This window comes from Bacteroides sp. 14(A), assembly GCF_000526555.1.
GTDB lineage: Bacteria > Bacteroidota > Bacteroidia > Bacteroidales > Bacteroidaceae > Bacteroides > Bacteroides cellulosilyticus.
In genome coordinates this window covers 1634925-1649509 of record NZ_JAGH01000001.1, presented here as the reverse complement: position 1 = coordinate 1649509, position 14585 = coordinate 1634925, and the positions used below count along the sequence as shown (strand labels likewise).

Here is a 14585-nt window from a genome sequence, read left to right as displayed (position 1 = left end):
CGTTTTTATCGGGTTAGAAATTTACATTTATACCAAAAGTTACAGTCTTCAAAGGAGGAGTCCCCCAAATGGCAGTACCACCACTCACTGCTTCCGGATCGTAATAGTCGTATGCCGCCCATGTCCAGAGGTTATTGGCCGATGCATACAAACGTACATTCTCGATACCGATTTTCCGTGTCCAGTCCTTCGGAACGGTGAAACCGAATGTTAGCGTTTTCAAACGGATAAAATCAGTGCTGTGCAGACGGCGGGTAGTCGTTACTTTATTCATTGCTACAGAGGGTTTCTCGTAGAATAACTCATATTTTGTAACATCTCCCGGCTTCTTCCAACTATCTTTATAGTAGGACGGGATATTAGCTTCCAGGTCATTACCACCATGTTCGGTTTTCTGTGCCCAGTTGTCATAAGAGTAACCACCAAACTGGTAAGAGAACATAAAGTTCAGATCGAACCATTTATAGCGCAACGTATTTGATAAACCACCGATAGCATTGGGCTCTGCATGTTTATCAAGCACAATGGCATGAGCTTTATTGATTTCTTCGGTGATGTCTTTAATGTAGTTTCCATTTTCGTCTACATCGTTTGTATAGAACTGGGGAGCACCGGTTTCCGGATTGATACCTGCAAATTCAATCATATAGAAAGTACGGTATGATTTTCCTACTTTACGAATTTGAGAACCGCTCTTGATTTCCGTCTGCATGCCATCCAAGGTTACAATTTTATTCTTGTTATGCGAAATATTGAATGTTGTATTCCATGAGAAATCCTTAGTCTGGATGTTGGTTGAGCTGATTTCCAGTTCCACACCTTTATTCTTTACTTCACCGATATTCATCAGGTAACTGCTGAAACCGGTAGTCATAGAGATAGGACGGTCCATCAACAGATTCTTGGTGGTACGGGTGTAATACTCCAAAGTAACGTTAATACGGTTCCAAAGTGCGAAGTCCAAACCCAGATTCAGGTTATAGTTTGTCTCCCACTGCAAGTCGTCATTCCGGAGTTGCGACTGAATGATGCCCGGTTGTTCCAGATAACCGTTAGTCAGACTGCTCAATCCCATATATCCGAAGTAATCGGAAGGAAGGGTACCATTCACACCATAAGACGCGCGAATCTTTAAATCAGTCAACCAATCCTTAGTTGGAGACATGAATTTTTCCTCAATAATACGCCAAGCACCGGATATTGACCAGAAACTACCCCAACGGTTATCTCTTTGGAAACGAGAACTGCCATCCGTACGGAAGCTACCACCCAAATAGTATTTATTCTTATAATCATAATTCAAACGAGTCAGGTAAGAAACCATACGTGTACGGGTATCATTACCACCAACCGATTCCGTCTTCATACCATTACTGATTTGATTTTTATCGTGAGTTGCAAAGTTTGTGGCATATCCTGACAGATAATCGCGGTATTGATCGTCTATTTCGTAACCTACCAGCGCATCAATGTGATGATCTCTGGCAATCGAAGTTTTATAGCTCACCTGATTGGCCCATACCATTTTGTTGTATTCATAATACTTCTTGCTCATACCACCGTTGATATCATCGCCGTTGGAAGTACGCGGGTCACTCCAGTCTTTACCTTTCGTAATTACATAATCATAGCTGAAAGTAGACTTAAACTTCAGGTCCTTGATAAATTCATATTCACCATAGATGGTGTTGAATGTACGGGTCACATACTCGCGTTGATAATCGTAAGTTGCCGACAACAACGGGTTACGGTCACCAATACGGATCAAGTCACGATTCCAGCTACCGTCTTCATTGTATATAGGATCAGAAGGTACTACAGCATTGCGTGAAGTGTAGAAAGGGGAAGAATAAGAAGTTCCTTCACTATATACATCCTGGTTAACCGTAGCAAACAAGACATTGGCTCCCAATTTCAACTTGCTGGTAGCTTGGAAATCCACATTCAGGCGTCCGCTGATACGTTCCAGGCCTGAGTTGATGGCAATACCGTCTTGCTTCAGATAAGAAAGTGAAGAGTAATACTTGAATCGGTCCGTTCCTCCTGAAAGAGAAGCTTCATAAGACTGATGATTGCCTTTCTTAAACAGAACATCATCCCAATCCGTATATCCGCACCAAGGAACCGGAGCATAGTCATCAATTTCTCCATCGGCATAAGCCATTGCATCGGCTTCACTCTTACCTTTCTTTATCTGTCCGGCTACCAAACCATCATAGATATACTGACGACGCTCTTCTCCCCCCATAATCGGACGATAATCCATAGCAAAATCAGAACTACCCCAGTCGGCCTTCAAAGAAATGGAAGGCTTTCCTGCTTTACCTTTCTTCGTTGTGATTAGTACGACGCCATTAGCAGCACGCGAACCGTAGAGTGAAGCGGCAGCAGCATCTTTTATCACCGTAACACTTTCAATATCGGAGCTATTAATGGTAGACATAATATCAAGGCCGGCATCCGAACTCATTGTATTGATGGTACCTGAGCGCATTGGCACTCCATCTATTACATAAAGAGGTGAGTTACTGGCATTAAAAGAACCCATACCACGGATTCTCAAAGAAGAAGACGCCCCCGGCTGACCGGAAGAAGAAGTGAACTGTACGCCCGGAGCATTACCTTGAAGCAGGTCTTTAAAAGAAATTGCCGGAACATCTTTCAAAGTCTCTCCTTTTACACTGGCAGCAGAACCGGCATAAGCAGATTTCTTGAAGGTACCATAACCTGTAATGACGACCTCATCCATCAGATTATTATCCGGTGTCATCTCCACTTTAATCGTCTTTGCAGAAGTAACCTTGATTTCCTGGCGGATATAACCGATATAAGAAACCATCAAAGTGGCAGGAAGGTGATCTACATCAAGTGTAAAATGACCGTCTAAATCAGTAGTACAACCGTTAGTAGTACCTTTCACTATTACATTGGCACCAATAATGGCTTCACCAGTTTCGTCTACAACAGTACCATTCAGCTTTGTCTTTTGCTGTGGTGCTGCCATTTCTTCAACCTTAGAAGCAGGCTTAATGGCAATGACACCGTCATGAACCGTATAAGTCAGCCCACTACCTTTCAGGCATTTATCCAGCACATTAGCAATCTTTTCATGATTCACAATCAACTTTTCTACTTTTACATTTTTCACCTCTTCAGTGCTATACACAAAGGTGAAATCTGTTTGTCTCTGAACTTCCCACAGCACTTCGCTAAGAGTGGCATTCTTAAAGGTTGCTGTGACAGTGGTTTGTGCAAACACTGCATTGGCAGCCTGCATAAAACCGGTAACTGTGAAACAGAAAAACAGCAACGTTATCCATAAACGTCTACTGCTTCTTTCAGCTTGATTCTTGTGTCCTTTCTTGTTCATAGTAATCATTTTTGGGTTAATTATGGAATGTTATTGTATTACCTTCAATTTTCACATGCACTTCTTCCGTCTTTTCCAGCAACTTGACGAAAGGAGTTATTTCTTCATAACGATTCAGGTTACAACCGAAACGTATATTCTTAAGTCCTTCATTTTCATAAACCACATTCATGTCATACCAGCGGGAAAGTATCTTCATAATGTCTTCCAGACGCTGATCTTTGAAATTGATCTTTCCTTTTACCCATGAAGTATAGAACGAAGTATCCACCGTTCGCACTTGAATGGAATTGCCACCCGAAACGATGGTGGCCTGTTGCGACGGTTTCAGAATAAGGCTTTCACCCTTTTCGGCACTGACCCTCACCGAACCGTTGACCAAAGTTGTCTGATATTCTTCATTGGGATAAGCGGAGATATTGAAGGTTGTGCCCAATACTTCAACTTGCATACCATTGACATTTACAATAAAGGGCTGCCCGGTTTTACTCACTTCAAAATAGGCTTCGCCTTGCAGTTCTACTTCTCTTTTACCCGTAGTAAAAGCAACCGGAAAACGGAGGCTGCTCATTGAGTTCAAATGAACCTTTGTCCCGTCACTCAGCACCAACGCATACTCACCGCCACGTGGAATTTCCACCTTATTATATACAGGTTTCGGCCGGGCAGATGTGCTCTGTGCCAACTGATAATTCAAAGTGGTCGAATCTACCTGAATATGTGTTCCTTCTATCTTCCGCAAAGCATCTGCTGTTTCTTTATTCAAATTGATTGTTTCCCCATTGTCCAAAGTCAATATAGCTTTGGCAGCCCCCGGCAATATGGGCTGGGTAATCAGCACGGACTTATCAGAAGAATGGTCATGATCAGTATACTTCAGCGTAATACCTACAAAAAAGACGGGGACTAAAACAGCAGCGGCATAACGGAGTATTTTCATCATCCGTTCCCGGTTATTGCTTTTCCTAATACGCTTTTGTACTTCCAGCCAGCCGGTTGCGACATCAAATGACACACCTTTCTCCACATTTTTTTTAAGATTCTCTTTACTGCATATTTTCTGGAAGAGGGCTTCGTGGGCAGAATCTTCCTTTCGCCAACTCTCCAATTGAACGCTCTCTTCAGGAGTGATTTCACCGGATAAGTGCCTGGCTATAATATTAGCTATATAAAAATCCTGTTTTATCATAAATTGAACTTTTTTCGTTGTCTTTTATAATAAAACAGGAGTAATTAAAATCATGGTGAATCAAAAAGCACTTTTTTTTTAATAAACCGGAATTTAGCTTATTTTTGCCACTTAAACTCAATACATAAATTTTATGCCGATATTCTTCATTATTCTTATTACCGTATACCTTGGCGGAAATACCTATATATTTTACAGGGGTATGCAAGCGTTATCCGGTCTTCCCTGTGGAATTAAAATTTCATTGGCCGTATTATTCTGGCTCGCGACTTTATCCATCGTAGGAACTATGCTAACCCGCAATATAAAAATGCCGGTTTTCTTATCCCATACCATGTATGAAGTAGGGACCGGTTGGCTGATCTTCACTCTATACATGGTTTTGTTCCTGCTCGCGTTTGATCTGCTGAGACTCTGCCGTGTCCCCTTCAACTACGGTTTCATCCTCTCTCTAATATTCACGGTCGTCTTATTAGGATATGGATACTATAATTACCGTCATCCTAAGACAAATACAATCAACATCGCCCTCGACAAACCTTTAGCCGGTGACGCCAAACCAGTTAAGATAGTTGCCGTAAGTGATCTGCATTTGGGTAATGGAACCGGGAAAACAGCCTTGAAACGGTATGTGAAAATGATTAATGAACAAAATCCCGATTTGATCTTGATCGCAGGAGATTTAATTGATAACAGCGTAGTACCTCTTTACACTGAAAAGATGATGGAGGAACTGTCGGAATTAAGAGCTCCGTTGGGTATTTATATGGTTCCCGGCAATCACGAATATATCAGTGGCATTAAAGCAAGTGCCCGATTCATACAAGATACACCCATACAGTTGCTGCGCGATTCAGTAGTCACGCTTCCCAACGGCATACAGCTGATAGGACGCGATGACCGGTCGAACACGGCCCGCCGCTCCTTGCAAGAGTTAATGACAGGGATAGATAAAAGTAAACCCATCATCTTGTTGGATCATCAGCCGTATAAACTGACCGAAAGCGAGGCAGCCGGTGTAGATTTACAGTTCAGCGGACACACACACCGTGGACAAGTATGGCCCATGAATTGGGTGACAGACTATATCTATGAACAAAGCCATGGCTATCGGCAATGGGGAAACAGCCACATATACGTCTCCAGCGGATTATCTCTTTGGGGACCGCCTTTCAGAATAGGAACGGAAAGTGATATGGCTGTATTCCATTTATCGACGAAAAAATAAAAGCTTCTCATAACCCGAACCGTATCTGCTCCGTATCATCTCCGTATCTATACGAACGGACTTAGTACGGACTTGATACGGAGATGATACGGAGATGGCATGGAGATAGTACGGAGATACTACGGACCAGTTGTAGAAAGAAACCTGAAACGATGTTTATTTTTAACCGGCCGCTTACAAATAGAAGAGAATAAGGAAATAGTAATAGTCTTTCAGATATATACGAAGCTTTTTATAGGCAATCTTCTTAAGAGTATGTACCGTTTCAACGGATACATTTAGGTACTCAGCTATTTCTCCATTCTTTTTTCCTTCCATGGCCAATCGCATGATAGCCCGCATCTGATCGGGAAGCTTATCAATGGCATCCGTCAGCATCCGACAAGTCTCTTCTTCGACTACTGCATCATGGAAAAAAGAATCTTTCCTTTTCTCAATTACTTTCTGAGCATATTCAAATACCACTTTAGAATGTTCCAGTTCATTGAGAGCCTTATTACGTACGGCAGTATAAAGGAAAGATTTGACCTGATGCAAATAGAAAAAATCTTCTCTGATCTGCCACAACTTAGCAAAAGAATCCTGCACGATATCCGCAGAGACTTCCTCATTCTCTGTATATTGGTTTGCAAACAAACAAAGCGCCACATAATATTTATCAAAAACATTATGGAACTCCCGTTCATCAAGCCTAATACTAATAAATGTATAAGAAGTTTCTGTAACCACCAGCTTTTTATTTTCTCTATTCTAATGCGAAAATAGGAAAAATTTATTAAAAAATGACACAGTAAGACCTAAACTTCCACATAGAAAAAGAATTTATCGACATTCATTGCTCAGAAAACGCATACTTTTGTCCCATCAGAATATAAATCATAAAACCATGAAAAGAAACTACGCACTTCTATTTATCATTCTTTTATGTGCAGTCTTTGCACAAGCCCAAACAACTCCCGCCTTTCCCGGCGCCGAGGGATTTGCCCGTTACACCACTACCGGAGGACGCGGCGGAGATGTTTATCACGTCACAAACCTAAATGATAGTGGAAGCGGCTCACTACGCGAAGGACTCAAAAAAGGTAACCGCACGATTGTGTTCGATATATCCGGCACTATCAGCCTGCTCAGTACCCTTGAAATTAAGAATGCTAATATCACTATTGCCGGACAAACAGCACCCGGTGATGGCATCTGTCTGAAGAATTACTCAGTGGCTGTGAAGGCCGATAATGTTATCATCCGTTTTATCCGCTGCCGCATGGGCGACGAGAAAAAGACGGAAGATGATGCTTTGTGGGGACGTAACCATCAGAACATCATCATCGACCATTGCACGATGAGCTGGAGTACCGACGAATGTTCTTCCTTCTATGACAACAAGAATTTTACCATGCAATGGTGTATTCTCAGCGAAAGTCTTACCAACTCCGTACATGGTAAAGGCGGCCATGGTTATGGTGGTATCTGGGGTGGCGAAGGTGCCAGTTTCCACCATAATTTATTGGCACATCATAGCAGCCGGACTCCCCGTCTTTGTGGTAGCCGCTACACCGGTACTCCCGATGCGGAACTGGTTGACCTGAGAAATAATGTATTCTATAATTGGGGGCCTATCAATAGTGGTTATGCCGGAGAGGGTGGCAGCTATAACTTTATTAATAACTACTATAAGCCCGGTCCTTCCACTTCTACCAAAGACCAGCTTGTGAACCGTATTTTCCAACCGAATGCAGACGACGGTACACAAAAGAATGCCAAAGGTGTCTGGGGAATATTCTATGTAGATGGCAATTATTTTGATAATACCTGTCCTCAGATACAAAACCACAAAAAGAAAGATAAGTTGCTTGGTTTGATAGCCGATGCCAACGCTGATAACTGGGAAGGCATTCATCCCAATACTAAAAATGCAGACTTACCGGACGGGAGTAAAGAAAGTATCAAAAGTAACGTCGAGTTCACTGTATCACCCGTAAGTACCCATACAGCCCCCCAAGCATATGAAAAAGTACTGGCTTACGCAGGTGCCAGCCTGAAACGGGATGCCATAGACCAGCGTATTGTTTCTGAAACCAAACAGGGGAATTATACCTACGAAGGAAGCAACGGCAGCAGCAACGGATTAATTGACTCGCAAGCCGATACCGAAGGATATCTCTTATATAGCAGCGAAGAAAAGCCAACTGATTCTAATAATGACGGCATTCCTGATATCTGGGCTGCTCAATATCTTCCCGTCGGAAAAAGCTATCGGGATATAGAACCGACAACCGGATACTCTTATCTGGAGCTTTACATCAATAGCCTCGTAGATATCATTTGATGAAGGCTTGCTATGAAAATAGTAATAACTCCCCAAGTAGCAATGATTTCAATTTATATGGTACTACTACTGGCATCTCTTTTCCCTCCTCCAATGCAACGGATGCAGTGAAATGTATCCGACAAGAAAAACGAATTGTCCTTAAAGGACTCTCCGCCGGAGCACGTATCGACATTTATGATTTATCGGGACGAATTATAACCTCACATCAAAGTCTTGACGAACAGGCCGAATACGCTCTTACTGAACCTGCCGTCATCAAGGTTTATTCCGGAGGGAAAAAGTACAGTTTCAAAAGTCCCCGTTAATTTTATTGTAATGTGGAGATTGCAATACACAGAATCACTGTCTCTTATTATTTATTTTTATAAAAAAAGTCAGATAACTCGATTTGCATAAATAAAGAAAAGGAGTAACTTTGCGAACAATTTTAGAAAGTGGATTACGTTTTTTAATTTATATAACTTAAAAAAAGAGCTAATTATGACTTATTCACACGAAGTGGAACACATGTGTGTTGTAAAGAAGGGTCCTAACCATGGACCGGCTCCCATACCCGAAGAAGGCAAATGGGTAAAATCAAAAGAAATAGTTGATATTTCAGGTTTAACACATGGTGTAGGTTGGTGTGCTCCTCAACAAGGTGCTTGTAAACTGACTTTGAACGTAAAAGAAGGTATCATTCAGGAAGCATTGGTTGAAACAATCGGCTGCTCTGGTATGACTCACTCAGCTGCTATGGCTGCCGAAATCCTTCCGGGTAAGACATTACTCGAAGCATTGAATACTGACCTTGTTTGCGACGCTATCAATACAGCAATGCGCGAACTTTTCCTGCAAATCGTTTACGGACGTACTCAGTCCGCTTTCTCTGAAGGTGGTTTGATTATCGGTGCAGGTTTGGAAGACTTGGGTAAAGGTCTGCGTAGCCAGGTAGGTACACTGTACGGTACTTTGGCAAAAGGTCCTCGTTACCTGGAAATGGCCGAAGGTTACATCAAGAATATCTTCTTGGATAAGAATGACGAGATCTGCGGATACGAATTCGTTCACATGGGTAAATTCATGGATGAAATCAAGAAGGGTACAGATGCTAACGAAGCATTGAAGAAAGTTACCGGTACTTACGGTCGCGTAACACCTGAGCAGGGAGCAGTTAAACATATTGATCCACGTCACGAATAATATAAGGAGGAAAGAAATTATGATTAGAGAAGTAAAATTTGAAAGTCAAGACCGTCGTATCAAAGGCATCATTGAAGCCTTGAACGCTAACGGCATCAAAGACATCGAGGAAGCTAACGCCATCTGCGACGCTGCCGGACTTGATCCTTATAAAACGTGTGAAGAAACTCAGCCGATCTGTTTCGAAAATGCAAAGTGGGCTTACGTAGTAGGTGCAGCTATCGCTATCAAGAAAGGCTGCAAGAATGCTGCTGACGCTGCCGAAGCTATCGGTATCGGTCTGCAAGCTTTCTGTATCCCGGGTTCTGTAGCCGACGACCGTAAGGTTGGTATCGGTCATGGTAACCTGGCAGCTATGTTGCTGCGCGAAGAGACTAAGTGTTTTGCTTTCTTGGCAGGTCACGAGTCATTTGCTGCTGCAGAAGGCGCTATCAAAATTGCTGCTAAAGCAGACAAGGTACGTAAAGAACCTCTGCGTTGTATCCTGAACGGTTTGGGTAAGGATGCTGCACAGATCATCTCTCGTATCAATGGCTTTACTTATGTACAAACTCAATTCGACTACTATACTTCTGAACTGAAAGTTGTTCGCGAAATCGCTTACTCTGACGGTGAACGTGCCAAAGTAAAATGCTACGGTTGCGACGACGTTCGTGAAGGTGTAGCTGTTATGTGGAAAGAAGGCGTAGACGTATCTATCACTGGTAACTCTACTAACCCGACTCGTTTCCAACACCCGGTTGCAGGTACTTACAAGAAAGAGCGCATGCTTGCTGGTAAGCCTTATTTCTCAGTTGCTTCCGGTGGTGGTACAGGTCGTACTCTTCACCCGGATAACATGGCAGCCGGTCCGGCTTCTTATGGCATGACCGACACGATGGGCCGTATGCACTCAGACGCTCAGTTCGCTGGTTCTTCATCAGTTCCTGCTCACGTAGAAATGATGGGATTCCTGGGAATTGGTAACAACCCGATGGTAGGTTGTACAGTGGCTTGTGCGGTAGACGTAGCTCAGGCTTTGAGCAAGTAAATAATTACTTAACTAAAATAATAAATCCCTATAATCTTATTGATTATAGGGATTTTTATTTTTAACACAAACACAGCAACTTAACATATTACATAACTCTAAAAGTGAAGTTCTATAATGAACAATACGGTAATATCTCTATTAAATTCTTGTAATTTTTGACTAAATAAATCTCCCACACATATAGTAAAATTGTAGATTTTGACTAATAAAGAAGAATTTTCGAACAATAAAGCAAGAAATTAGTTGTATATTTAAGAATTATACAATATCTTTGCAGTTGTTTATTATGATCATTCTCTACGAACGTCAACCGAGCACTGATTTCTCTTGCATTTGTAAGGATCACACATAGACCGGAAAAAGAAAACGCGAATTATCTCTAAACACTAAATAATATGTGGAAAAAATTATTAGGAACTACTCTAATTGCTGCATTTGCATTAAGCAGCTGCACAGACAAAGATGTTTATCAAGGCCCTAAGGAAGATGAAAAAGAATTCAACACCTTCCCCTTCTCTACTGTACAAAAGGACGTAAACTTAAATGTAAATTACGTAAATGGTGCTGTACAATCAAATGTTTATTTTGAAGTGTATGATGAAATGCCTGTCGTCGAAAGCGAATATGGTACTTATACCAAACGTCAGGATGTAAATTACCTGTTTGCTGCCTATACCCAAGAAGACGGTACTTACCAAGGTAAACTGGAATTGCCTTCATACCTGACAAAGGTATATATCTATTCTCCCGCTTTCTTTGCACAAACCCTGATGGAAGCAAATGTTGTGGATGGAAGTATCGAAGCAACAGATAATACTAGTACTGATACTCGTACAATTACTAATACCAGTACTCCATACGACAGTTATCTGGTAAGTAATAGATACGGAAATGAGGTATGGAAAACCTGGTTAGGTACATACAATCTGTATAAAAACGGGGATATTAATTATAAGTACAAGGGAAAATTAGCAGCAACTAAAAAGGATGGTTTATATACTGCGCACACCCGTATTATAAACACTCATACAACTTGTCCACAAGAATATCGCGGTTATTCGGATATGTACGTCAACAAGGATGCTGAAGTAGTAGTTACATTTCTGGGACAAAATACTTGTTGGACCTGTTCATTGGGATATTATTATTATAAAGACGGAGAACAACCAAAGAACTTGAATGATGCCCATGTAATCATGTTATTTCCTAACACCCAAGATGGTAACTGGTCTAATAACCCCAATCAAGCAAAGAAAAGTGCCGGTATTGACCCACTGACTGCCGTACAACTGATGTATTATCCTAATATTGCAACCGGAAGTAAAGAAGGCGCTACTACAACCTTCCCCGCAGGTTACAGAATCGGTTTTGTTCTGGCAACCAATGGCTGGAGCAATCATGTTGGCAGCTTTAGCGGATACAAGAAATATCGCGCCGCCACCTCTAGCGGTTTGAGCTTAAACGATCAAGGCGTGAACTTTGAAGAACCGCGTACTGCTGTTTATAGATATGGTGATTGGATATTGACTTCTTTTGAAGATTATATGACTGACGAGAATTTCAGCGATGTTGTCATTACTTTAAAATCTAATCCGGTAGATGCTATCACCGATATTCCTGTAACTAATCCTGATGAAGACAAGACAAGCATTGACTTCCTGAAAGGTACATACGCATTTGAAGACCTTTGGCCCAGTCAGGGAGATTATGATATGAATGATGTGGTCGTAAGATATAACTATGGCAGCACTTTCGATGAAAAGAATCTAATATATTCCGAATCATTTACTTTCAAGACTTTCCAAAATATAGCCAGTAACCAGAACGGTTTAGCATTCCGTCTCAAAACGGAAGGAAACATAGAATCTACCACCTACTCTATTCGCCAACAAGGTGAAAAGGAATTTACAGAAACCACATTTGAATACGAGCCTCAGGATAATGTATATCTTTTGACCACAAATGTGAAAGAAAATATGGGAACAGAATATAAGGTTACCGTTAATTACAGTAAGCCCATTTCAAAGCAATCTGAAGCCCAAGCTTTTATATTCAAAAATGATGAAGATGGTTTGCGATGGGAAGTGCATATTCCTCAGGAAATGCCGACATCCAAAATAAACAAGAAGTATTTTGGGCAGGGAGACGATGCATCTAACCCCAATCAGAGTATATACTATGTACGTAAGGGTAATTACCCATTTGCCTTTTTCCTGAGCCGGGCAACAGAAAGCGATTTAAGTAAATTGCTGGACAGTGCTAATGAAAAAACAGCTATCAATCTGTTATATAGTGGATATGACGGTTGGGTAAGCAGTAATGGAGAAAAGAACAAAGACTGGTATAAGAAATAAAAAAAATTAAAGAAGAATTGCTCACTATGTCTCAAAGAAAAAACTGAGAACATATTAGAAAGTATAAAGAGAGTGTCTGCTTGCTAGCTGACACTCTCTTCATATTTACACAGATCATGAATTTCCCCCAAAGGACATTCTTTATTCAGCCTGGCTTATTCATTGAACCAATCAATTTTTTTAGAGAAATACATCACCATAGCCAATATCACAAACAATCCGAGACTACCGGCAAGCAATGCAAAAGTCTCCAACTGTATAAGAATGAAAACATAAATATAGAGCACACTGAGCAGACCTGCCATAATAAACGCCGGTTTCTTTCTTTTAATAATCCCCAGCATATAGCCTCCTACCAGCATAATCGTAAGCACTGATGCCACCAGATATGCCATGCTGAAACCTATATGCTCGGACATGGACAACAACAAACTATAGAACAGACAAAGCGCCAAACCGACTAACAGATATTGCAAAGCATGAATACGGGTTTTCTCCATTATCTCCGTAAAGAATATCACTGTAAAGGTCAACAGAATAATCAGGATAGCATATTTAGTGGAACGCATGGACTGCTGGTACTGTTCTACCGGCATTTTCAGATTAACTCCGAAGTTAGAGTTCTGAATATCTTTGATACTGGCATTCTGATAATTTATAAACACTTGCGGATAATTTCTGTTCAAGTTCAGCACTTGCCATTGCGCAGAGAAGTCTTTCTCCGTAATCTCCCGCTTCTCCGGCAGGTAATTACCATCAAAACTTGGAGTATTCCAGTTTGCTTTCAGGGCAACTCTCGTAGTTTTACCCAAGGGAGTAAAATAAATGGATTGAGATCCTTTCAGCTTTATCTTCATTTCATAGGGTAACTTCCGGTCATCTTTCAGAGCGGAAAGGTCGACAATGGCATGAACACCCATACTTTCAATGCCGCGTCCATCCATCCCCGGCTCAAACATATAAACAGAATCGTTCAAAGTTATGCTAACCTGTTCGCTGAGACCACGCATATCAGTCAGATTCAAGCATATTGCCGCTCTTTGATATTGAAGTACATCCATGTCTACATTACTCTTACGAAGTTCTTCCGAACTAAAAAATCCCTTGATTACCAACTCCGACTGATATACATTCACCTTATAAATTCCTCGCCGAAGAATCTCCGTACTCAACTGTCCGTCTATTGACAATTCGTCAGGAAGCAATGTAACATTTCCCATAGTCACCTTCTTCGTACCATTATCTTCCTGTGTGATAGGATACTTCAGATTGATGTAAGGTCCTGTAATTGTCTGCGCCAGACTCCACTTCTGACCGACTTCGGCAATAGCATCCGTCTGTGTTCGCCCGCGTTCCGAAATCATGTCTTCGATCATAAACATCGGAATTAGCAGCAACAGAATAAGGAAAGCAATGACCACTGCCTTGATAGATTTAGAGAAACGACGCAGACAACCACTTGCCTGTTTTCTCGTTTCATTCAGATTCTCTGCAAGATCTCCATTGAAATCTTCGTTCAAATTGTCATTCAAATTGTCCATAATAAAATAGTATTAAGTAAGATATTTAGTATTGTCCGGTTTTGTGTGAAGCCAAACATCTATGTTGATTTCAGAAAATTCTCCAATGCTTCTATGTGAGTTTTGAAAGCTTTCTTTCCTTCGGAAGTAGCCCGGAAAGATGTTTTCGGCTTCCTCCCCACAAAGCTCTTCTGACAAACGATATAACCCAGTTCCTCCAAAGCCCTTGTATGACTTGCCAGGTTACCGTCCGTCAGTGAAAGTAATTCCTTAAGAGTATTGAAATCGGCATCTTCATTTACCATGAGAACTGCCATAATACCCAAACGGACTTTACTTTCAAATGCCTTATTTATATTTTGAAATGCTTCTATCATCTA

Annotated in this window: 11 protein-coding genes; 6 read left to right on the top strand and 5 right to left on the bottom strand. The window is 41.3% G+C overall.

The window, feature by feature from the left end; genetic code table 11:
- Positions 1-13: 13 nt before the first annotated feature.
- Both K429_RS0106100 and K429_RS0106095 read right to left on the bottom strand, forming a co-directional pair.
- Positions 14-3370, bottom strand: a complete 3357-nt coding sequence (locus tag K429_RS0106100) for a SusC/RagA family TonB-linked outer membrane protein (protein ID WP_025726347.1) — start codon at positions 3368-3370, stop codon at positions 14-16.
- Between the two features lie 16 nt (positions 3371-3386).
- A complete protein-coding gene (locus K429_RS0106095; protein ID WP_025726346.1) occupies positions 3387-4559 on the bottom strand; it encodes a FecR family protein in 1173 nt (390 codons plus the stop codon).
- Between the two features lie 133 nt (positions 4560-4692).
- On the opposite strand from K429_RS0106095, the gene K429_RS0106090 reads away from it, so the two are divergent.
- Entirely contained in the window at positions 4693-5787 is a 1095-nt protein-coding gene (locus tag K429_RS0106090; protein ID WP_025726345.1) for a metallophosphoesterase, read from the top strand.
- A 174-nt stretch (positions 5788-5961) separates the two neighbouring features.
- On the opposite strand, the gene K429_RS0106085 is transcribed toward K429_RS0106090, so the two are convergent.
- On the bottom strand, positions 5962-6516 hold the full coding sequence (locus K429_RS0106085) for an RNA polymerase sigma-70 factor (RefSeq protein ID WP_007217562.1): 555 nt from the start codon (positions 6514-6516) through the stop codon (positions 5962-5964).
- Between the two features lie 157 nt (positions 6517-6673).
- Between K429_RS0106085 and K429_RS0106080 the strand changes: the two genes are divergently transcribed.
- The 5 genes from K429_RS0106080 (at position 6674) to K429_RS0106060 (ending at position 12685) form a co-directional block, all read left to right on the top strand.
- Complete coding sequence (locus tag K429_RS0106080) at positions 6674-8113, top strand: polysaccharide lyase family 1 protein (protein ID WP_025726344.1); 1440 nt, start codon at positions 6674-6676, stop codon at positions 8111-8113.
- On the top strand, positions 8113-8421 hold the full coding sequence (locus tag K429_RS30830) for a T9SS type A sorting domain-containing protein (protein ID WP_025726343.1): 309 nt from the start codon (positions 8113-8115) through the stop codon (positions 8419-8421). The genes K429_RS0106080 and K429_RS30830 overlap by 1 nt, the downstream gene beginning before the upstream one ends.
- Positions 8422-8596: 175 nt before the next feature.
- Complete coding sequence (locus K429_RS0106070; RefSeq protein WP_007214604.1) at positions 8597-9298, top strand: iron-sulfur cluster assembly scaffold protein; 702 nt, start codon at positions 8597-8599, stop codon at positions 9296-9298.
- Between the two features lie 19 nt (positions 9299-9317).
- The gene (locus K429_RS0106065) at positions 9318-10328 is read left to right on the top strand and encodes a GGGtGRT protein (protein ID WP_007214605.1); all 1011 of its coding nucleotides are present in this window, start codon (positions 9318-9320) and stop codon (positions 10326-10328) included.
- A 398-nt stretch (positions 10329-10726) separates the two neighbouring features.
- Positions 10727-12685, top strand: coding sequence for an LruC domain-containing protein (locus tag K429_RS0106060; protein WP_025726342.1), 1959 nt, complete (start codon positions 10727-10729; stop codon positions 12683-12685).
- 155 nt (positions 12686-12840) lie between these two features.
- Here K429_RS0106060 and creD read toward each other — a convergent pair whose 3' ends face one another.
- Together creD and K429_RS0106050 are read right to left on the bottom strand one after the other, a co-directional pair.
- Positions 12841-14226, bottom strand: a complete 1386-nt coding sequence (creD, locus tag K429_RS0106055) for a cell envelope integrity protein CreD (protein ID WP_007217533.1) — start codon at positions 14224-14226, stop codon at positions 12841-12843.
- A 59-nt stretch (positions 14227-14285) separates the two neighbouring features.
- A complete protein-coding gene (locus K429_RS0106050; RefSeq protein ID WP_007214608.1) occupies positions 14286-14582 on the bottom strand; it encodes a transcriptional regulator in 297 nt (98 codons plus the stop codon).
- Positions 14583-14585: the final 3 nt, after the last annotated feature.